Origin of the sequence: Allostigmatella hybrida (assembly GCF_020103775.1) — a bacterium.
GTDB lineage: Bacteria > Myxococcota > Myxococcia > Myxococcales > Myxococcaceae > Hyalangium > Hyalangium aurantiaca.
Window position 1 is genome coordinate 21,383 of the sequence record NZ_JAHXBH010000032.1, and the last position, 19,809, is coordinate 41,191.

Genomic DNA, 19,809 nt, shown 5'->3' on the forward strand with positions numbered 1-19,809 from the left:
CGCGTTACTTCTTCGGAGCGTCCTTGGCCACCGGCGCCGCGGGCGCCTTCGAGGCGGCCGGCTTCGGCGCCTGCAGCTTCGGCAGGGCGTTGTACGAGCGGATGACCTCATTGGAGAGATCGTACTGGGTCTGTCCGTAGACCAGGCCCGAGTCCCGCCGCTCGAACACGAACGCGAGGCCGTCACGCTCGGCGATCTTCGCGATGACGCCGTCGATGCGGTCGATGATGGGCGCCATCAGCTGGCGCTCCTCGTTGGCGGCCTCGGCGCGGTACCGGTCCCACTTCTGGGCCAGCTCCATGATGCGCTTCTGGAGGTCCGTGGCCTGCTGGATGCGCGTCTCCTCGCTCATGGCGCTGGCCTGCTTGTCCAGCAGCTCCTTGGCGTTGCGCAGCTTCGTCTGCTCCTGGTCGATCTCCTTCTGGCGATCGTCGAGGGTCTTCTGGAGACGGTTCTTGGCGTCCTTCCCGTCCTGCACCTCCAGCAGAACACGCTGGTAGTCCACGTAGCCCATCTTCAGGTTCTGGGCGGAGGCGGCAAGCGGCAGGGCAAGCGACAGGGCGGCGGCGGTGGCAGCCAGGATGCTTCGAAGCGACATGTTCAACGGCTCCTCGAGACTCAACAGGGATGATGCTGGCTCCGACGTCCGCGCGGGGCGGTTCTTCAACCCGGGCGGACACTCCCGGTGCGCCGGACGGACGGCTTATCAGAAATTAGAAGAAGTTGCCGATGGTGAACTCGAACAGGAGGGGCTCATCTTCCGGACGCCGGGTCAGCGGGATGCCCCACTCGAAGCGCAGGGGGCCAATGGGCGAGAACCAGCGGAACCCGAAGCCCGCGGAGTGGAAGAGGCCGAGCGGCAGGTCGTTCTGCAGGTCCTGGAACAGCCGCTCGTTGGCCGAGTAGGCGTTGCCCGCGTCATAGAAGAGCACGCCCCGGATGCCCGCCTTCTCGAAGATGGGGAACTCCAGCTCCAGGTTGAAGATGAGCTGCTTGTTGCCGCCCGAGCGGAACTCCACCACGGTGGCATCGGGCGAGTCCGAGCGCGGCACCAGCAAGGTGGGACTGATGCTGCGCAGGTAGTAGCCGCGGATCGTGTTGATGCCGCCCAGGTAGTAGAGCTCGGAGATGGGCAGTGGGCTGTTCGAGTCCAGCTGCTGGATGTAGCCCACCGTGGCGTTCGTCTTGAAGACGAAGCCCAGCGGCAGCGGGAAGTACAGGCGCGAGTAGGCCGAGTAGCGCGTGAAGAGGAACGTGCCGCCCAACAGCTTCGGCGCGAACTCCACCGAGCCGTAGTGGATGAAGCCCCGGGACGGGAAGAGGCGGTTGTCGCGCCGGTCGAACGACAGCGACAGGCGCGCGGCGCTGGTGACGCCGCTCAGGAACTGGTTGGCCAGGAGCACCGCGCCCAGGCTCTGCCCGGCCTCCACGTCCACGTACTCGCGCGTGTAGCCCACGGTGCCCAGCAGATCGTCGACGAACTGGTAGCCCAGCGAGACGCTGCCGCCCGTGGAGCGCCGGATGAACCCGTCATAGTCCGCGTCCACCCGGAAGAAGTCCGCAGACAGCAGGTACTGGGTGTCCAGGAAGTACGGATCATAGAACGACAGCTGGATGAGCGAGCGCAGGCCGGAGATCTGCGCCGAGGCGGACACCGTCTGCCCCCACCCCAGGAAGTTGTTCTGGGACACCTGGGCCGTGAAGATGAAATTCTCCACGTTGGAGAAGCCCAGGCCCACCTGGAAGGTGCCCGTGGCCTTCTCCTTCACCTCCACCTGGAGGACGATCCGGTCATCGGCGCTGCCGGGCTTCTGGGTGATGTCCACCGTCTCGAAGAAGCCCAGGGCCGTGGCGCGCTCGCGGCTGCGGCGCACGCCCGTGCCGTTGTACAGCTCGCCCTCGTACACGCGCAGCTCGCGGCGGATGACCTTGTCGCGGGTCTTCGTGTTGCCCACGATGTCGATGCGCTCGATGGTGACCTGCGGCCCCTTCTGCACGTCGAAGGTCAGGTCCACCGTCTTCTCCTCGGCGTTCACCGAGGTGACGGGGTTGATGTTCGCGTAGGCGTAGCCCTGGTCGTAGTAGACGTCCGTGATGGCCTGGATGTCCTGCGACAGCTTGGAGCGGTTGAAACGCTCGCCCTTCGTGGAGGTCATCAACTTCGCCAGCCGCTCCTTGGGCACGATGAGGTCGCCCCCGAAGTCGATCTGGCCAATGTCGTAGGCCTCGCCCTCCACCACCCGGATGTTGATGAAGATGGAGCGCTTGTCCGCCGACAGCGCCGTGGTGGGCTTGTCGATCCGGACGTTGATGTAGCCCCGGTCGTAATAGGTGGCCTGGATGACGGCCAGGTCGCGCTGGAACGCCTCCTCGCGGTAGGTGCCCTCCCCCGTCAGGAACGAGAAGTAGCCGCCCTCGCGGGTCACCATCACCGCCTTGAGCTCGTCCGGACCGATCTTCTGGGCGCCGATGAAGGAGATCTCCTTCACCATCACCTTCGCGTTCTCCTCCACCACCAGCACCACGTCGACGCTCGCGCCACCCTCCACCGGCTCGATGCGGTGCTTCACCTCCACCAGGAAGTAGCCCTTCTCGACGTACTTCTCCTGGATCTTCTTCTGCGAGGAGCGGACGGTGTCCACGTCCAGGATGGTGCCCGCCTTGACGTCGATCTGTTCCTTGAGGTCGTCGGCGCTCAGCTCGTCATTGCCCACCACCTTCACGTTGCGCACCGTGGGGCGCTCGGCCACGCGGACGACGTAGGCGATGCCGCTCGGCAGCCGCTGCACCAGCAGCTGAACATCCGTGAAGTAGCCCAGGGCCCAGACCGCCCGGAGATCCTCGGACGTGCGGGCCGGATCGAACGCGGACCCCTGCTTCGTGCGGAGCGCGCGGCGGATGGCCTCGGTCTCCACGCGGCGGTTGCCCTCGACGCGCAACTCGACGACGCGCTCGCCTTGATCCTCGTCCACCGCATCCACGGGGGCGTCGGCGGGGGGAGCGGCGGGGGACGCGGTGGCAGGGGGCTCCTGCGGCGCGCCCACCTCGGCCTGCGCCAGGGCACGGCAAGGAACGAGCGCCCACAGGGTCACCGCGAGCAGCGTCAGGAAAGGCTTGAGCGACAGAACGGGAAACCTCAAGGAAGCAGTCGGCCTGTAAGGGGCGGGGCAATCTACGGGATAGGTTCGCCGTCCCTCAATCCAAAAGCGCGGCCCCCTCCTCACGCGTCTGTCACCTGGCCGCCTGCAAGGCGCAAGCGCCGGGGCATCGAGCGGGCCAGGGCCTCATTGTGGGTCACCACCACGGCGGTGATGCCCAAATCCCGGTTCACATCCCGGAGGAGCTGGTGGATGCCCTCGCCGGTGGCCGGGTCCAGGTTCCCGGTCGGCTCGTCGGCGAGCAAGATGGCAGGCTGGAGCACCAGGGCGCGCGCCAGGGCCACCCGCTGCGCCTCCCCGCCCGACAACTCCCCGGGGCGGTGGTCCACCCGGCTGCCCAGCCCCACCCGTTCCAGCAGCTTCCGGGCTTCCGCGTATGTCTGGCCTCGGTCCCGGCGCTGGATGAGGGCGGGCATGGCCACGTTCTCCAGCGCGGAGAACTCCGGCAGCAGGTAGTGGCTCTGGAAGACGAAGCCGATGGTGCGGTTGCGGAAGTCGGCGATGCGCGCGTCGTTCATCGCGAAGACGGACTGCCCCTCGAAGAGCACCTCGCCGGCCGCCGGGGCATCCAGCGTGCCCAGCACGTGCAGGAAGGTGCTCTTGCCGGCGCCCGAGGGCCCCACCAGGCTCACCAGCTCGCCCTTGCCGATGTCCAGGGACACGTCGCGCAGCACGTCGATGCGCTTGCCGTGCAGGAAGTAGCTCTTGAAGACGTTGCGGATGGAGAGGAATGACATCGCCTATTCCCCCTTCAGGCCTTCCACCGGCTCCACGCTGCTCGCCTTGAGCGCGGGATAGATGGACGCCAGATACGTGACCAGGACCGCGATGACCACGGACAGGAGGGTCTGCACCGGCTCGATGCGCACCGGCAGTGCGGGGATGTAATAGACCTCCGGGTCCAGCTTGATGCCGACCTTCTCGATGAAGAAGCACCAGGCCAGCCCGGACAGGAGCCCCAGGAGCCCCCCGGCCACGCCGATCTGCAGGCCCTCCGAGAGGAAGATCTTCACGATGCCGCCATCCGAGACGCCCAGCGCCTTGAGGACGGAGATCTCCTTGCGCTTCTCCAGCACCAGCATGATGACGGTGGCGACGATGAGGCCCGCGGCCACGATGATGATGATGGACAGGATGATGCCCATCACCAGCTTCTCCAGGCGCAGCGCGGAGAAGAGGTTGCGGTTCGTCTCGCTCCAGTCGCGCGCCCGGTACGGGTAGCCCCCGAGCTTGCGGACCACGTCGGCGGCGATGCGCCGCGCGTTGTCGATGTCCGCCACCTTGAGGTCGATGCCGTTGGCGCCCTTCACCTCGAAGAACCGCTGGGCCTCCTCCAGGAGGATGTAGACGAACTTGGCGTCATACTCGTACATGCCCGAGTAGAAGATGCCCGCCACGCGGAAGACCCGGTTCTTCGGCACGGGCCCCGTCGGCCCCAGCTCCGTGCCCAGCGGCGAGACGATGTTCACCCGGTCGCCCACCACGGCCCGCAGCGAGGCGGCCAGCTCCCGGCCCAGGATGATGCCCGGCAGCACCGCCTCCTGCGCGGGCTTGCTCCGCTTGCCGATGATGGGGTCTTCCTCTTCTTCCTCGGTCCCAGCAGCGCCGCCCGCGGGCCGGTCATCCAGCACGGGCGCGTCCGCCCCACCCTGCATCCGCCGGGGGAGGATCTTCTCGGGCGAGGTCAGGTTCTCCAGCGAGCCGCCCGCCTGCATGTACTGCGGCAGGTCCGTCACCGACCCGACCGTGGCCGGGTCGATGCCCTTGATGACCACGCCATCCACGTTGCCATCGGAGACGATCATCACCTGGTTGGTGATGAAGGGGGACTGGCCGAGCACCCCCGGCACCTTGGCCACCTGCTCCATCAGCTTCGGGTACTCGGGCAGGTCGCCCGCGTACTTGGACACCACCGCGTGCGAGTGGGTGCCGAGGATCTTCTTCTGAAGGTCCAGCTCGAAGCCGCTCATCACCGACAGGACGATGATGAGCGCCATCACCCCCACGCCGACGCCGCCCACGGACAGGGCCGTCATCATCATGGTGGGCGACTGCTCGCGCAGCTTCAGCCGGTTGAGCGCCGAGGCCGCCTCGAGCGGGTCCGCCAGCCCCAGGGCGCGGATGCGCGTGCGCTCCACCGCCGCCTCCACCGCCCGGACAATGCCGTAGATGAGCAGCGGGGGGATGATGCCGAACATCAGCACCGCCAGCGTGCCCAGCAGCAGCGAGGGCCGGAACACCGCCACGTGGCGCCGCGCCACGAACAGCTCGAAGCCCAGCCGCAGGTCCACCCGGCCGCTGCCCGCGGCGATGAAGCCCGAGTTGATGCCCAGCACCAGCATCAGCACCAGCAGCACGAAGACGAGCCAGTAGCTCAGCTCCGGCCGGCCGATGAGGCCCGCCACGTACGTCACCTCGCGCAGCCGGTAGCCCAGGGAGAGCTGCAGCGCGGGCACCCGCTCCATCAGCGTCAGGAGGATGGGGACGGGCAGGCCCAGGTAGAAGACGCCAATGGTGGCCTCGGGCAGCGACAACCGGCGCGCCCGCGCCGAGCCGATGGCGCCCGACAGGAAGGCCACCCCACTGGCCACCAGCAGCGCAATGGCGAAGGCCCAGGGCGGCGCGAGCTGGAAGCCCGAGCCCCCGGCCGCGTCCGCGCCCGCCTCCGCGAGCTGCCCGCCACTGGACAACCACGTCTGGAGCAGGATGAGCACCAGCTCGGCCAGCAGCACGCCGCCGCCGTAGGCCCCCAGCGTGCTCCAGTAGAAGTCCCGGTAGTTCGCGAGCCTCGGGTACAGCGCCGCCCCGGCCGCGGCGCTCGGCCCCTCCACCGCGGCAGGGGCCCGGCGAATGCCCGCCGCCAGCAGCCCCCACCCGCCCAGCCAGGCCAGCATGCCCGCCACCAGGAACTGCGTTCCCCCGGGCGGCGGCAGCGCCTCCTTCAGCGCGGACTGGGCCGCGAAGAGCGAGGCGGCGTTGAGGCCCTGAAGCAGGCTGCCCCAGCCGATGAGGGACAGCCCCAGGAAGCTGGAGACCTCCGCCCACGCGTCGGAGCGGGACACCGCCACCGCGAGCAGCACCGCCCCCACGAAGGCGACGAGCGCGCCTCCCCAGACGAAACCCCAGCGATAGACGGTCTGCCGTTCGGCGCTTTGCACGAGAACCCTTGATTACCTGGACTGAGGCTTCAGGAGCGGAAAGAGGATGACGTCGCGGATCGACGGCGCGTCGGTGAACAGCATGGTGAGCCGATCAATCCCGATGCCCTCGCCCGCGGTGGGCGGCATGCCGTGCTCGAGCGCCCGGATGTAGTCCTCGTCGTAGTCCATCGTCTCCTGCTGGCCCCGCTGCTTCGCCTCGAGCTGGCCCAGGAAGCGGCCCTTCTGGTCCAGCGGATCATTCAGCTCGGAGAAGGCGTTGGCGATCTCCCGGCCGGCGACGAACAGCTCGAACCGGTCGGTGATTTCCGGGTTCTGGTCGTTGCGGCGGGCCAGCGGGCTCACCGAGGTGGGGAAGTGGGTGATGAACGTGGGGTGAACGAGCTTCTGCTCCACGTGGGCCTCGAACAGCGCCCCCACCAGCTCCCCGTGGTTCATCGTCTCGATGGCGCGGCGCTCGGCCTCGCCACGGCTCGTCTTGAGCAGCTCGTGCCGCAGCTTGTCCGGATCCGCCATGTCCTTGTCGGACAGCGCCCCGCCCACCTGCTCGCGGATGGCCTCGGTCATGGGAATGCGCTTCCAGCCCTTGCCGAAGTCCAGCTCGTGCCCCTGGTAGGGCACCTTCGTGGAGCCCGTGACGGCCTGCGCCGCCCCGGAGATCATCTGCTCGGTGAGGTCCATCAGGTCCTCGTACGTGGCGTACGCCTGATAGAACTCCAGCATCGTGAACTCCGGGTTGTGCCGGGTGCTGATGCCCTCGTTGCGGAAGTTGCGGTTGATTTCGTAGACGCGCTCGATGCCGCCCACCACCAGCCGCTTGAGGTACAGCTCGGGGGCGATGCGCATGTACAGCTCGATATCGAGCGCATTGTGGTGCGTCTTGAAGGGCCGCGCCGCCGCGCCGGACACCAGCGGGTGCATCATCGGGGTCTCCACCTCGATGAAGTCCCGGGTGTCCAGGAACTCGCGGATGAAGCGCACCAGCTTGTTGCGCTTGAGGAAGGTCTGCTTCACCTCAGGATTGGAGACGAGGTCCAGGTAGCGCTGGCGGTAGCGGATCTCCACGTCCGTCAGCCCGTGCCACTTCTCCGGCAGGGGGCGCAGGGACTTGGTGAGCGGGGTGAACTTCGTGGCCGACAGCGACAGCTCGCCCGTCTTCGTGCGGAACACCGGCCCGGTGGCCCCCAGGAAGTCGCCCACGTCACACAGCTTGAAGGCCTCGTACGAGTCCCCCAGCGCGTCCTTCTTCATGTGGACCTGGATTTCGCCCGACCTGTCCCTCAGCTTGATGAAGGCCGCCTTGCCGAAGGTGCGCATGGCCACGAGGCGGCCCGCCACCGTGTAGGTGGGCGCGTCCTTCTCCAGTTCCTCCGGGGACTGCTGGCCGTGCTTCGCGTGGATGTCGGCGGCCAGGTGCTCGGCACGGTAGCCGTTGCCGTACGGGTTGAAGCCCGCCTCGCGCCACTTGCCCGCCTTGTCCAGGCGCTGCTGGTAAATCTCCTGTTCCTTGGACCCGAGGTCCGCCTCACCCGCCGTGTCGGTCTTGTTCTCAGAGTCAGCCATGGCACGCCTTCCGCAGGGCGCGGCACCGTAGCCAAGGCGCCCCTCGGACGCAACGCAACATGACGGCCCCCGGCTTGCCCCGGAGAGATTACGCGGCGGACATCACCAGGAAGGCCGCCACCGCCGCCGCCAGCAGCACGGGGATGAGCACCTCCACGGGGAAGCGGTAATACACGTGGGCCAGGTGCAGCTTGCGCAGGCCGAACCTGCGCTCGCGCTTCACCCGCGTCAGCACCATGGAGGCCAGCGCCGCGGGGGCCTTCTCCCGGTCCACCCCGCGCACCCGCTGGACCGTCTGCTCGTAGCGGACCCAGCCCGCCCGGCACTCGTCGCACCCGTCCAGGTGGCTGCGCACCGCCTGCGCCTGCGGCGGGGGCAGCTCCTCATCGGCGAGCGCGAAGAAGAGGGCCTTCGCGTCGCGGTGGCTCAGTCGCGGTTCCACGCCCGTCAGTCTGTGCTGATTCGTACTCATTCCTCAAGCCGTCCCAGGATGTCCGCCAACTTCTCCCGTGCCCGGTGCAGCCGGCTCTTCACCGTGCCCTCGGGCAGCTCCGTGATGTCGACAATCTCCTCGTAGCTCAGCCCCTCGATGTCCCGGAGCGCCACCAGCATCCGCGCGTCCGGCTCGAGCTGCGAGATGGCCCGCTGCACCCGGGCCCGCTCCCGCGCCGCGTCGAGCATGGCATCCGGCAGGGGCGGGGCCTCCAGCGCCCCGGAGAGCACCTTTTCACCTACGTCCACATACTCGTCCGTGCGCCCCTGCCCCCGGCGCTTGAGGTACTTCAGCCGGTTGAGGCACTGGTTCTTGCTGATGCGCAGCAGCCACGTGGAGAGCTTCGCGTCCTCGCGGAACTTGCGGAGGTTCTGGTGGACGCTGACGAAGATGTCCTGGACCAGGTCCTGCGCCTCCTCCCGGTCTCCCAGCATCCGCACGCAGAAGTCGTACACCCGGTCCTGGTGCTCGCGGACGAGCGCCTCGAAGGCCTCGGGCTCGCCCTGGCGCAACCGTGCCAGCAGCGCCCGCTCCGCCTCCCCCGGGACCCCGGCGGCGTCTGTTGGCTCCCGTCCGATGTCGAGCACTCCGCTCCAGAACACCCGAGACCTCCCGCGGCCTGGTGCGCAGGCGTACCCGGGGCCCTCTCAAGGCCCCGGACACCCTGCCCTCCTGCCCTTTGGACACCGGGGCCGCGCGGAGGTTCCCGGATTTTTTCCGGTTAATCGGGCGAGGCGCCGCGGTTGGGGTTCTTCACCCCCAGGAGCTGGGCGGTGACGAACTGCTCCAGGTCCCCGTCCAGCACCGCGTCCACGTTGCCCGTCTCCACCCCGGTGCGCAGGTCCTTCACCATCCGGTACGGGGCCAGCACGTAGCTGCGAATCTGGCTGCCGAAGCTGATGTCCTTCTTCTGCGCCTCGGCCGCGTCGCGCTCGGCCTCGCGCTTCTTCAGCTCCAGCTCGTAGAGGCGCGCGCGCAAGATCTTGAAGGCCATGTCCTTGTTGGCCGACTGCGAGCGCTCCGTCTGGCAGGTGATGAGGATGTTGGTGGGCAGGTGGCGCAGCTGCGCCGTGGACGACGTCTTGTTCACCTTCTGGCCGCCCGCGCCGCCGCCCCGGATGAACTTCAGCTCGTAGTCCTTCTCCGGAATGTCGATGCGGATGGAGTCATCCACCTCGGGGTAGACGTCCACCGAGGCGAAGGCCGTCTGCCGCCGCGCGTTCGCGTCGAAGGGGCTGATGCGCACCAGCCGGTGCACCCCCACCTCGGCCTTGAGGTAGCCGTAGGCGTACTCGCCCCGGATGTGCAGCGAGACGTTCTTGAAGCCCGCCTCTTCGCCCGCGACCATGTCGCTGATCTCGACTTCCCAGCCCCGCTCCTCGCAGAAGCGCGTGTACATGCGCATCAGCATGGCGGCCCAGTCCATGCTGTCCGTGCCGCCCGCCCCCGCGTTGATGTCCATGAAGCAGTTGCTGCGGTCGTTCTCGCCCGAGAGCATCCGCGCCAGCTCCAGCTTGGCGATCTCCGCCTCCAGCGTGGGCAGCGAGCCCTCCGCCTCCTGGGCGCTGGCCTCGTCGTTGGCCTCCTTGGCCAGCTCCATCAGGGTCTGCGCGTCGTCCAGCCCCCGCAGCACCTTGTCGAAGGCGCCCACGCTGGCCTCCAGCGTGGACTTCTCCTTCAGCAGGCCCTGTGCCTTGGTGTTGTCGTCCCAGAAGTTGGGGAGCGTGGAGTCACGGTCGATCAGCGAGATGCGGGACCTCTTGCGGTCGAGGTCAAAGATGCCCCCGGAGCGCCAGCAGGCGCTCTCGCAAGCCGTTGATCTTCTCCATCGTGTCGTTCGCCATGGCTCAATCCTCGTCAGCGCGCGGCCCGCGCGCTAGGGGGTCTTCGGGGAAGACGGAAGGGACTGTTCACCCGGCGGCCCGGGCTTCGCACGGGCCCACGCCCGCTCCAGGAAGAACGCGCCCGCGAAGCCCACCGAGATGGGCAAGAGCAGCGCGATGAGCCGCCAGTTGTCCTGGTTGAACGGGGGCAGCACCTTGAGCACGAGCCCCAGCACGCCCAGGGCCGCCAGCGCCCCCCACACCGCGCGCAGCCGCGCCGGGGCCTTCGTGGAGCCCCACAGGAGCGGGAGCCCCAGCGGCACCAGCAGCAACGTCAGCGGGTTGGCCAGAAAGAGGTTCTCGTTGCGGTACGTCACCGTGTGGTTCGTCACCAGCCACATGACGAACAGGGCCGTGCCCGGCAGGCCAAACACCAGCCCCAGCACCACGTGCTCCAGCCCGAGCAGGACGCGCGGCCAGCGGCTTCCCCGGCGCGCCCAGGCCATCAGCCCCACGGCGCTCGCGCCCACGGCAAGCCCCATCCCCAGCATCCACGGGCCATAGCGGGGCGGCTGCTCGGGGACGGCGGGCCGGTTCGACTGGAAGTAGATCCACCGCTTCTCCTCCAGCGGCACCGGCTGCCCCTCCGGGCGCTGCACCTGCAGCGCGGCCACCTGCCGCTCCAGCTCGTCCGGCAGGAAGGCCTCTTGCCAGCGGGTGATGGGCCGGTCGATCTCGTCGTTCATCAGGAAGTCGAGCAGCACGCTCATGAGCGGGCTCACCGCGGTGTACCGGCGCGTGTGCTCGCGCAGCGTCATCCGCGCCGGGGCCTGGTCGGCCTGCCGGAGCTGGCCACCGATGGCCCGGTCGATCATGTCGCGCAGCCGCGTGACGCAGTTGTCGTCGTAGTGGTGGTACAGGTACTCGCGGTTCTCGGGCAGCACGTTGTCCGCGAGCAGGCGGGCGATGAGCAGCCGCTGCTCCGGCGTCAGGTTGAGGATCTGGACGCGGACATCGCGGTTGAGCGCCTCGTAGTGGCGGTACGTACCGGCCACGCTCGCCTCGTCCACCCAGAACTCCAGCCGCCCCATGGCGTAGCGGCCCAGCATGGTGCTGTCGAACGAGAACATGCCGTAGTTGTAGAGGCGCTGGCGGCCCAGCCGCGTGTCCTCCACCACCAGCGAGCCATGGCCCCACCAGGAGGCCACGTCGTCGCCGGGGCTGAAGGTCACCAGGGAGATGACCAGGTCCTCGCCCCGGCTCTCGCCCGTTCCCCAGGGGGGACGCGCGGCGGCAGAGGCCGGGGCCGGGAACAGCAACAAGCCGAGCAGGCAGATGAGCAGGGGCACAAGGCGAGGCATGTTCCGTCCAACACGCGGGAGGTGCCTACCTATCATGGCCCCCGGACGGAACAACCGCGAGCTTCGTCCACCCCTCAGACGAGCCGGCGCACCCGGTCGGCGCGGACGGCGTCGGACACCATGCCCCGCTCCCCGAGCAGCTTCTCCTCCAGGGTCGCCATCTTCCGGGCGTCGTAGGTGCGCTCGTGGTCGTGCCCGAGCAGGTGCAGCAGGCCGTGCGCCAGGTAGCGGGCCATCTCGGACTCCAGCGTCCGGCCGTACTCCTTGGCCTGGCGCTTGGCGGTATCAATGGAGATGACCACGTCCCCGAGCTGCCGGGGCCCCGGGGTGCCCTTGGGCAACTCCCCGGCCGGGAAGCTCAGCACGTCCGTGGCCTTGTCCTTCTTGCGCCAGGTGCGGTTGAGCCGGCGGATGGCCCGGTCCCCCACCAGGGAGAGCGACAGCTCGCACCCGCTCAGCTCCAGCCGGTCCAGGAAGGTGCGCCCCAGCGTCGCGAGCGTGCGGGCATGGCCCTCGCCCTGCGAGTGGGCCACCTGCACCGTGACGTGGTTGTCCGGCGGGGGCGGGGCCACCGGCACCTCGATGTGGGCCAGTTCGGGCCGGAACGCCGGGGCGCAGATGGACCAGTAGTCGCAGGCCCCCTTCCCGTCATTGCGGTAGATGACGCGCTGGCCGCGCGGCACGAGCCCCACCTCGCCGGGGCCAATGCGCTCGCGCTTGCCGTCGATGACGAGGGTCAGCTCGCCGAGCTGCACGAGCACCACCTCGTCGAACTCGGGCTTCTGCGCGGGCTCGGACCAGCCCGGCGGCGCCAGCATGCGCGCCACGGAGGCGGCGGACGTGCCCGTGGTGGCCGCACCGACGAACTCCTCGATGCGCTTGCCGTCCTTGCGGGGAATGAGCTTGCCCTTGCGCAGTCTCACGATGGGTTTCCTTGGGGCGGACGGCTCAGGCGCTGCGCGCCTTGCCATCGCTCTTGGCTTCCGGCTTCGGGGGGGAGGCCACCATCAACGGTGTAGTCTTCGGCCCTCCACCCATCGCTCCGGCCGGGTACTCCGGACGCGCATGGTAGATGCCTTCCAGCGTGTGCAGGAAGGAATCCGAGATCAGATTCAGGTCCTTGAGCGTCAAATCGCACTCGTCGAGCTGCCCCTCGGAGAAGATGATGTTGATCATCTTCTGCACCTGCGCGTGCAGCTTCGCCTTCGTGGGCTCGGGCATGGCGCGGGTGGAGGCCTCCACCGCATCGGCGATCATCACCAGCGCCGCCTCGCGGAACTGAGGCTTGGGGCCTGGGTAGCGGAAGATGCTCTCGTCGAGCGGAGGGGCGTTCTCCTTGCCCTCCTGCTCCTTCATGGCCTTGTGGAAGAAGTAGCCGACCAGCCGGGTGCCGTGGTGCTGGGGGATGGCGTCCGCCACCAGCTTGGGCAGCCGGTACTGGCGCGCCATCTCCAGCCCCTCCGTTACGTGCCGCTTGATGATGACGGCGCTCATGGCGGGGGCCAGCGCGTCGTGCCGGTTCTCCCCCTTCTGGTTCTCCCCGAAGAAGAGCGGGTTCCGGCCCTTTCCAATGTCGTGGTAGTAGGCGCACGAGCGGGCCAGCAGGGGGTTCGCGCCAATGGCCTCGGCCGCGTTCTCCACCAGCGAGCCGATGATGATGGAGTGGTGGTAGGTGCCCGGGGCCTGGACGATCAGCTCCTTGAGCGCCGGGTGGTTCAGGTTCGCCAGCTCCAGCAGCTTGATGTCCGAGGCATAGCCGAAGAGGGCCTCCAGCAGCGGCGTGAGCGCCATCACCATCACCGGCACGGCCAGGGCGGTGCCCAGCGCCGCGAACAGCGCGGAGAGCACCGTCTCCGGGGTGAGCCCCTTGCCCTCCACCAGGAAGAGGCACAGCACGGCCACCAGGCTCACGAGCCCGGTGACGAAGCCCGCCTTGAAGATGCCCACGCGGTCGCGCGCCCGGGGGATGCGGTCCGCCGCCACCAGCGAGCCCACCAGCGTGTAGATGCCAAAGGACAGGGAGTTGCCCAGCATCACGCCCGCCAGGCACGCGAGCACCAGCGCGAAGAAGAGCGACAGCTCCTCGGAGAGCAGGAAGCGCACCAGCATGGCGCCGGCCGCCATGGGGAAGGCGTAGTAGAGCGCCTCGATGGGCAGCGCCGTGTACCGGTCCTGGATGGCGTCCGCGATGGACACCCAGAGCTGGAGCAGCCCGAGGATTCCCACCAGCAGCAGGCCCAGCAGCATGCCGTCCTTGCGCGTGGGCCGGAACCGCCGGAACGCCGTCCGGCAGAACACGAACGAGGCGGCGATGAGCAGCGCCACCAGCCCCGTGCCGCCGATCTGCAATTGCAGCAGATCCAACCGGTCCGTCTGCGCCCGCATGCCCTTGAGGATGACCAGGTGCGTCTCGTTGACGAGCTCCCCGTCCCCGATGACGCGCTGGCCCTTCTTCATGGAGATGACGGCGTCCTTCACCGCATCCGAGGCCTTCAGGCGCCGCGCGTTCGTCTCCGCGATGTTGATGGTGAGGTTGGGCCGCACCAGCCGCTTGGCCAGCCGCAGCACCGCCCGCCGCTGGGCCACGGGCGCATCCGGCAGCAGGTTGCCCGGAATGGACGCGAACCGGTCCAGCTCCGCGTGCGTCTCGCGCACGTCCAGCACGCCCGGCGCGGTGCCCGGCAAGCTCTGCTCCCCCGCGTGGCGTACATCCCGGACGGTGATGCCCAGGGCCCCCTCGCGTGACAGCTCCTCGCGGGAGCCCCCGATGAACAGGGGGCCGCGCTCCGAGCCATAGGCCCGCTCCAGCAAGGCCAGCGTGGCCAGCTCGGCCTCTTCCGCGAAGCCGTTGGTGACCAGCGCCTGGAAATCCTCCACCTCCATGGAGGCGTCGCGCTGGCCGAACAGCAACTCCTGGAAGTCCGCTTGCAGCGCCTCGCGCTCCTTGCGCTGGCGCTCGGCCTCCTGGGGCGGCAGCGCCGGGGCCTTGCGGTTGGGCTTCACCGGCTCCCGGCGGACCTCCGCATCCTCGCCCTCCTGAGCGCTCTCCTCGGCGGCCTTGGCGGCCAGGCGGGCCCGCATGTCCGCGAAGGCGCCCTTCACGGCGTTGCGGACCTCGGAGCCCACCCCGGGGTTCAAGTCGTACACTGGCCGCACGGCGCCGCGCGCTTCCTGGCGCCGCTGCTCCGTCATGGCCACGTGGCTGATCTCGTAATCCCGCGCGGCCTTGAAGCCCGCGGGCGAGTTGGCCCGGAAGGGCTTGCCCAGGTGCTCCTCGGCCAGGGCAGGGATCTGCTGGCTGTAGAGCCCAGGGGAAATGACGAAGCCCGCGGCCACGGAGACAATGAGCAGCAGCAGCACGTGCGTCACGCGCTTGCCCCACACCTCTCCACTGAGCTTGAGGCGGCGCGTCAGCGCGTCCAAGGGGCTGGGCCCAACGGGCGTAGGTTCCGGTTCGGCCATGCGATTCCTCACCCTACGAAAGCCTGGGCGGCTACATCAAGGACGCAGGGCACCGGAACATTCTCCGGTGCCCCGCAGAACTGCCTGGCCGGCTGGCCAGCGATTCACCTCATGTAGCGAGCGGCTCCTCGGCCTCCGGCGTCTCGGACACCGCGGGCTCCTGCGCCTCCTGGGCCCCCTGCTGCTCCCGGGCGGCGGCTTCGGCCTTGGCGGCCTCGGCCTTGTCGTAGGCGCGGATGACTTCCTGCACCAGCGGGTGGCGGACCACGTCCACCTCGGTGAACTCCGAGAAGCAGATGCCGTCGATGTTCTTGAGGATGGAGCGGGCATGGTTGAGGCCCGACATCCTCCCCACCGGCAGGTCCACCTGCGTCACGTCACCGGTAATCACCGCCTTGCTGTTGTAGCCCAGGCGCGTGAGGAACATCTTCATCTGCTCGACGGTGGTGTTCTGCGCCTCGTCCAGGATGACGAAGGCGTCGTTGAGCGTGCGGCCGCGCATGAACGCCAGCGGGGCCACCTCGACGACACCTTGCTCCACGAGCTGCGCCGCGCGCTCCCCCGCCATCATGTCGTTGAGGGCGTCGTACAGAGGGCGCAGGTACGGGTTCACCTTCTCGGCGATGTCGCCTGGCAGGAAGCCCAGCTTCTCGCCCGCCTCCACCGCGGGCCGGGCCAGGATGATGCGCTTGACCTTCCGCTCCTGCAGGAAGGCCACCGCCATGGCCATGGCCAGGTACGTCTTGCCCGTGCCCGCGGGCCCGATGCCGAAGACGATGTCGTGGGCGCGGATGTTCTCCACATAGCGCTTCTGCGCCAGGCTCTTGGGGGCGATCTGCCGGTTGCCGGAGCTCTTGAGCACCGGCCCCAGCATGACGTCCTGCAGGGACTCCGTGCCCCGTCCCAGGACCTTGATGCCCTGCTCCACATCCTCCCGGTACACGGGCCGGCCCGCGCGAATCATCTCCTCCAGGTTCTCCACCAGCCGCACGGCGAAGGCGACGGCATCCGCGGGGCCGGACAGGTGCAGCTCCGTGCCGCGCTGGCCCACGCGCACACCGAGCCGCCGCTCCATGAGCTTCAGGTTTTCGTTCTGGTTGCCGCAGAGCGCCAGGGCGGTTTCATTGTCGCGGACATCGACCTTGGCGGAGGTTGGAGGACGGATGACGGGAGATTCCATAGAGGAGGGATTTCTCAATGCGTTTCGTACCTCGCTTCAAAGTCCCGGAATCAACGTAAGGCTGCCCCCCCAGCCGGGCAAAGAGGCAGGCGTCGAATGGCTACTGCAACGGCGGAAGCAGAACAAACTCCCGGGACGCCAAGCGCCTGTAATAATAGGGCTCGCGCCACGGGTACCGAAGTTCCTCTGGTTTTAACAAGCCCGCCTCCACCAGCGCATCCAAACGCTCCGGTACTTCTCCCTTTTCCAGGCGGAAGACCTCCACCGCCGCCTCAATCCGCTTGAGCTGGTTGCGGGAGATGAACCGCTGGGCCCCCGGGTCGGCGAACGAGGAGGCAGCCATTTCCTTCGGCGACAGGAACCCGAGTACCTGAACGGCCAGGAACAGGATGGCCCCCAGCGCGGCCATGCTGGCCCCCACCCGCCCCAGGCTCTGGCCCGCCTTGGCCAACAGCGCCGAGCCCCCCGCCGAAGGCGATTGTCCTTCGGGGTAATAGGGCCGCACGTACTGCAGGTTGATGAGGTTGAGCAGCGCCTTGCAGGTCTCGAACTCGCCCAGGCAGCTCACGTCGATGAGCTTGCGCACATCGCGCGTGGGGGAGATGGCCTCGTAGACGCGCCGCTCCGAGTCGCCCACCGACTTGAACTCGCCCTTGTTCTCGTCCTTCTTCTTCTCCGCGAACGCGTCGTCGAACGCGGCATCGAAGTCCGGCTCGGTGTTGACGGGCGGAGGCAGGGGCTTGAGGCACTCGAACGTCATGTCCAGCCGGTTGATCTTCTTCCGGATGACGGGCCACTCATCCACCATCCGGAAGCCTTCCATCAGCACCGACTCGGCGCGCAGCGGCGTGATGGCTTCCGTGTCGGACTCGACGGGCTCGGCCTTGAAGGCGTAGGTGCCCGCGTCCCAGCTGAACAGGCGGTAGAGCGTCTCGGTGGCCTGCAACTGCATCATCTTCTTGAAGCGGTCGGCGGTGATGAAGCCGCTGGAGACGAGCACGTCGCCCAGGCGCTTGAGGGTGCGGCGCTGCGTCTCCAGCGACTCCTCGAGCTGCGCCTCGGTGATGATCTCCGCACGCACCAGCATGTTGCCGATGAGGTCCTTCTTCTTGCGGGTGATGCTCTCGACCCGGGCGATGTTGCCGTCCTTGAAGAAGACGTTGACCTCCTGCTCCTTGCTCTCCAGGTACAGCTGGCCGGTCTTCTGCTGCTGGCCGATGAGCTGGAGGATGTCCGCGATGCCGAAGTCCTTGAGCGTTCCCTGAAGGGCCATGAGTGTCGTCCAGGCTTACTGCGTGCGCCGCTTGAACAGCCCACGCAGCGACAGGAGGTAGAGGGGCAGGAGCACCAACACGGCCGGTGCCATCTTCAGGTAGTGCGGTGCCTCGCCATAGGGCGCGCGCAGCACCCCCTGGGTCATCAGCAGCACGGTCACCGCCAGCAAGAACAGGAAGCAGTAGAGCGCGCCCCGGACCGGCAGCCCCGAGAAGACGTGGCCCGCGCCCGACACCACCGCCCCGAGCGCCAGGGAGATGCGGCCCAGCCACGTCTGGTGGCGCTGGACCTCGGCCTGCTTGCGCGCCCGCATCGGCTCGGGCACCACGCCCTTGCGGGCGAACACGTTCGTGCACTGGCTGCACAGGAAGCTGCCCATGCCGAGATCCGGATCACACCGGCGGCACACCGTGCGGCCGCACTTCTCGCAGCCCTTGGAGGCGCGCAGCCGGTCCCTCACCGAGCCCAGGAGGAACAACAGGCCGGCCAGCACCAGCGGGTAGAACCGCGCCACCGGCCCCGACGCGCCCAGCAGCACGCGGTCCAGCTGGGACTGCACGCGCTTGCCCGCATCCGAGCCGTCCGCCAGGGCCAGCATGTCCGCGACGGGCAGCGCCGGCGAGAGCAGGAGCTGGTTTGCCAGCAGCCGGTCATCCGGGGGGACGTCCCGGCCCACGAGCGAGGCATCCAGCCGCTGCGCCACGGCCATGGTCTCGCTGGCCCGCTGCAGCTCGGCGCCCACCTTGTCGTCCGGCAGTTCCCGGGCCCGGCGCCGGTAGATCTGCGCCAGGTTGTAGGGCGCCGCCGCGAGCGAGGTGTCCGCCTGCGCCGCCTCCTGGTACAGGCGCGTGGCGCCATCGACGTCGCCGGAGGCCAGCAGTGCGTTGCCAAAGTTCGTGAGCAGCAGCGCGTGGCGCTGGCGCAAGGCCACCGCCGCCTTGAAGTGCTGGGTGGCCTCCTCGAGCTGTCCGCGGCGGGCCTCGTAGCGCCCCAGGGCGAACAGCTCCGCGAACGTGGACTCCTTCGCCTCCTGGCGGACCAGGAGCCGGGCCGCCGCGTCATCCGCCGCGAAGCCGCCGCGCTCCAGCAGGTACACGTCCTCGGCCACCGTCCCCGCGAAGGTGGTGGCCTTGGCGACCTGTCCGGCGATCAGCGGGATGAGCCCCACCAGCGCCAGCAGCACAGCCGCCACGGTCCGCTCCGCGGCGCTCAGGTAGAGCACCACCATGCCGAGGAGCACCACCAGCACGGGCACCACGCCCAGCCGGAGCAGCACGGGCATCAGCAGGATGGCCACCACCACCATGATGGACTGCCAGCGCCCCACGCCCCGGGGGAAGACGTGGTGGATGTCGTGCAGGAAGTAGCGGATCCGCCGCAGGAAGAGCACGCCCACCACCGCCACCGCCGTGGCCAGCAGCGCCAGCAGCGCCGTGGCCACCGTGTTCGCGAGCGCGGGCCGCAGGTAGCGCGGATCCTTCACCACCGCGGCGAGGGCCGCCTGGAACTCCCCCAGGTACTTGCCCACGGAGCCCGGCTCCCTGCGCGCATAGGCATCCGCGAGCACGAAGCGCGCATAGGGCAGGTTGGGCGACAGCGACGCCGCGTCCTCGGCGAGGTGCACCGCCGACGTCATGTCCTTGGCCTGGAGCCGCGCCTGGGACTCGCGCAGCAGGCTCGCGCTGAAGGTGTCGAAGTCCGAGGCGGCCACCTCGTCCCGGAGCTTCAGCAGGTCTTTCCGCGCCTGATCCGCGGCGGCCGTGTCCTTCGCCGCCCGCGCCTGGACCCACCGCTCCCAGACGGCCAGCAGGTCCGCATCCGAGACGCGGGGCGCCAGCAGCGGGGGCGGCGGCGTGCGGACAGGCGTCTCGGCCTTGGGCGCCGCGGGCTTCGGTGCCGTGGGGGCCCCCGTGGGAGGGGCTATCGACGGCGTAGGCCCCCGCCCCGGGGGATCCTCCGGGAGCGCCTCCTCCTCCGCGACGGGCCGCTTCGACCGGCCGGGACGGCGCGCCGGGGCGCGATCCTCATCCTCGTAAACGGAGTCATCGGACTCCTCCTCGGGGGGAGGCTCGGGCGAGGGATCCACCTCCTGGATCAGCGAAGGCGCATCCATGCCCTGAGCAACCGCCGGCGCAGGCAGCGCCAGCAGCGAGAGAATCACCGGGAGCAAACGCAAACAAAAGGAGTGAGGCATCCAGACCGTCGATGATAGGCGAGGGGCTGGCACGACGAAAGCAATAGCCCCCTCCCGCTTGCCCGCTTACCGGGGAAACAGTCCTTTACAGATGGGCAGGAGTCCCTGGGGACAGCGGGGTGGGATCCAGATGGGGCAGCCA

Annotated in this window: 14 protein-coding genes; all 14 read right to left on the reverse strand. The window is 68.7% G+C overall.

The annotated features are described in order from the left end of the window. Window positions 1-4: 4 nt before the first annotated feature. Entirely contained in the window at window positions 5-598 is a 594-nt protein-coding gene (locus KY661_RS31745; RefSeq protein ID WP_075011236.1) for an OmpH family outer membrane protein, read from the reverse strand. A 115-nt stretch (window positions 599-713) separates the two neighbouring features. Further along, window positions 714-3,224, reverse strand: a complete 2,511-nt coding sequence (gene bamA / locus KY661_RS31750) for an outer membrane protein assembly factor BamA (protein ID WP_225413776.1) — start codon at window positions 3,222-3,224, stop codon at window positions 714-716. After that, entirely contained in the window at window positions 3,221-3,895 is a 675-nt protein-coding gene (locus tag KY661_RS31755) for an ABC transporter ATP-binding protein (RefSeq protein ID WP_075011214.1), read from the reverse strand. Before KY661_RS31755 ends, bamA begins: the two co-directional genes overlap by 4 nt. Before the next feature lie 3 nt (window positions 3,896-3,898). Continuing rightward, window positions 3,899-6,316: an FtsX-like permease family protein gene (locus KY661_RS31760; protein WP_225413777.1), complete on the reverse strand. Its 2,418-nt coding sequence runs from the start codon at window positions 6,314-6,316 to the stop codon at window positions 3,899-3,901. Between the two features lie 12 nt (window positions 6,317-6,328). Next, the gene (lysS, locus tag KY661_RS31765; RefSeq protein WP_225413778.1) at window positions 6,329-7,879 is read right to left on the reverse strand and encodes a lysine--tRNA ligase; all 1,551 of its coding nucleotides are present in this window, start codon (window positions 7,877-7,879) and stop codon (window positions 6,329-6,331) included. A gap of 88 nt (window positions 7,880-7,967) precedes the next feature. After that, window positions 7,968-8,351, reverse strand: a complete 384-nt coding sequence (locus KY661_RS31770; RefSeq protein ID WP_225413779.1) for an anti-sigma factor family protein — start codon at window positions 8,349-8,351, stop codon at window positions 7,968-7,970. Next, entirely contained in the window at window positions 8,348-8,974 is a 627-nt protein-coding gene (locus KY661_RS31775) for an RNA polymerase sigma factor (RefSeq protein ID WP_225413780.1), read from the reverse strand. Before KY661_RS31775 ends, KY661_RS31770 begins: the two co-directional genes overlap by 4 nt. 119 nt (window positions 8,975-9,093) lie before the next feature. Continuing rightward, a protein-coding gene (gene prfB / locus KY661_RS31780; RefSeq protein ID WP_225413781.1) for a peptide chain release factor 2 occupies window positions 9,094-10,216 on the reverse strand; the annotation gives its coding sequence in 2 pieces (ribosomal slippage) (window positions 9,094-10,146 and window positions 10,148-10,216; 1,122 coding nt in all). Between the two features lie 32 nt (window positions 10,217-10,248). Then, a complete protein-coding gene (locus tag KY661_RS31785) occupies window positions 10,249-11,556 on the reverse strand; it encodes an Lnb N-terminal periplasmic domain-containing protein (RefSeq protein ID WP_225413782.1) in 1,308 nt (435 codons plus the stop codon). A gap of 74 nt (window positions 11,557-11,630) precedes the next feature. Continuing rightward, window positions 11,631-12,527: an rRNA maturation RNase YbeY gene (ybeY, locus tag KY661_RS31790; RefSeq protein ID WP_225413783.1), complete on the reverse strand. Its 897-nt coding sequence runs from the start codon at window positions 12,525-12,527 to the stop codon at window positions 11,631-11,633. Next, window positions 12,505-15,018: an HD family phosphohydrolase gene (locus tag KY661_RS31795; protein WP_225413784.1), complete on the reverse strand. Its 2,514-nt coding sequence runs from the start codon at window positions 15,016-15,018 to the stop codon at window positions 12,505-12,507. The genes ybeY and KY661_RS31795 overlap by 23 nt, the downstream gene beginning before the upstream one ends. Before the next feature lie 109 nt (window positions 15,019-15,127). Beyond that, entirely contained in the window at window positions 15,128-16,216 is a 1,089-nt protein-coding gene (locus KY661_RS31800; protein ID WP_225413785.1) for a PhoH family protein, read from the reverse strand. Window positions 16,217-16,298: 82 nt separating this feature from the next. Further along, the gene (locus tag KY661_RS31805) at window positions 16,299-17,471 is read right to left on the reverse strand and encodes a DUF4388 domain-containing protein (protein WP_075011206.1); all 1,173 of its coding nucleotides are present in this window, start codon (window positions 17,469-17,471) and stop codon (window positions 16,299-16,301) included. A 15-nt stretch (window positions 17,472-17,486) separates the two neighbouring features. Next, entirely contained in the window at window positions 17,487-19,634 is a 2,148-nt protein-coding gene (locus tag KY661_RS31810; RefSeq protein WP_225413820.1) for a tetratricopeptide repeat protein, read from the reverse strand. Window positions 19,635-19,809 lie beyond the last annotated feature (175 nt).

What these genes read in the sequence shown, in the direction of transcription:
- KY661_RS31745 (WP_075011236.1), bottom strand. Translation starts at nt 598, where the DNA reads ATGTCGCTTCGAAGCATCCTGGCTGCCACCGCCGCCGCCCTGTCGCTT.
- KY661_RS31755 (WP_075011214.1), bottom strand. Translation starts at nt 3,895, where the DNA reads ATGTCATTCCTCTCCATCCGCAACGTCTTCAAGAGCTACTTCCTGCAC.
- lysS (WP_225413778.1), bottom strand. Translation starts at nt 7,879, where the DNA reads ATGGCTGACTCTGAGAACAAGACCGACACGGCGGGTGAGGCGGACCTC.
- KY661_RS31770 (WP_225413779.1), bottom strand. Translation starts at nt 8,351, where the DNA reads ATGAGTACGAATCAGCACAGACTGACGGGCGTGGAACCGCGACTGAGC.
- KY661_RS31785 (WP_225413782.1), bottom strand. Translation starts at nt 11,556, where the DNA reads ATGCCTCGCCTTGTGCCCCTGCTCATCTGCCTGCTCGGCTTGTTGCTG.
- ybeY (WP_225413783.1), bottom strand. Translation starts at nt 12,527, where the DNA reads ATGGCAAGGCGCGCAGCGCCTGAGCCGTCCGCCCCAAGGAAACCCATC.
- KY661_RS31795 (WP_225413784.1), bottom strand. Translation starts at nt 15,018, where the DNA reads ATGGCCGAACCGGAACCTACGCCCGTTGGGCCCAGCCCCTTGGACGCG.
- KY661_RS31805 (WP_075011206.1), bottom strand. Translation starts at nt 17,471, where the DNA reads ATGGCCCTTCAGGGAACGCTCAAGGACTTCGGCATCGCGGACATCCTC.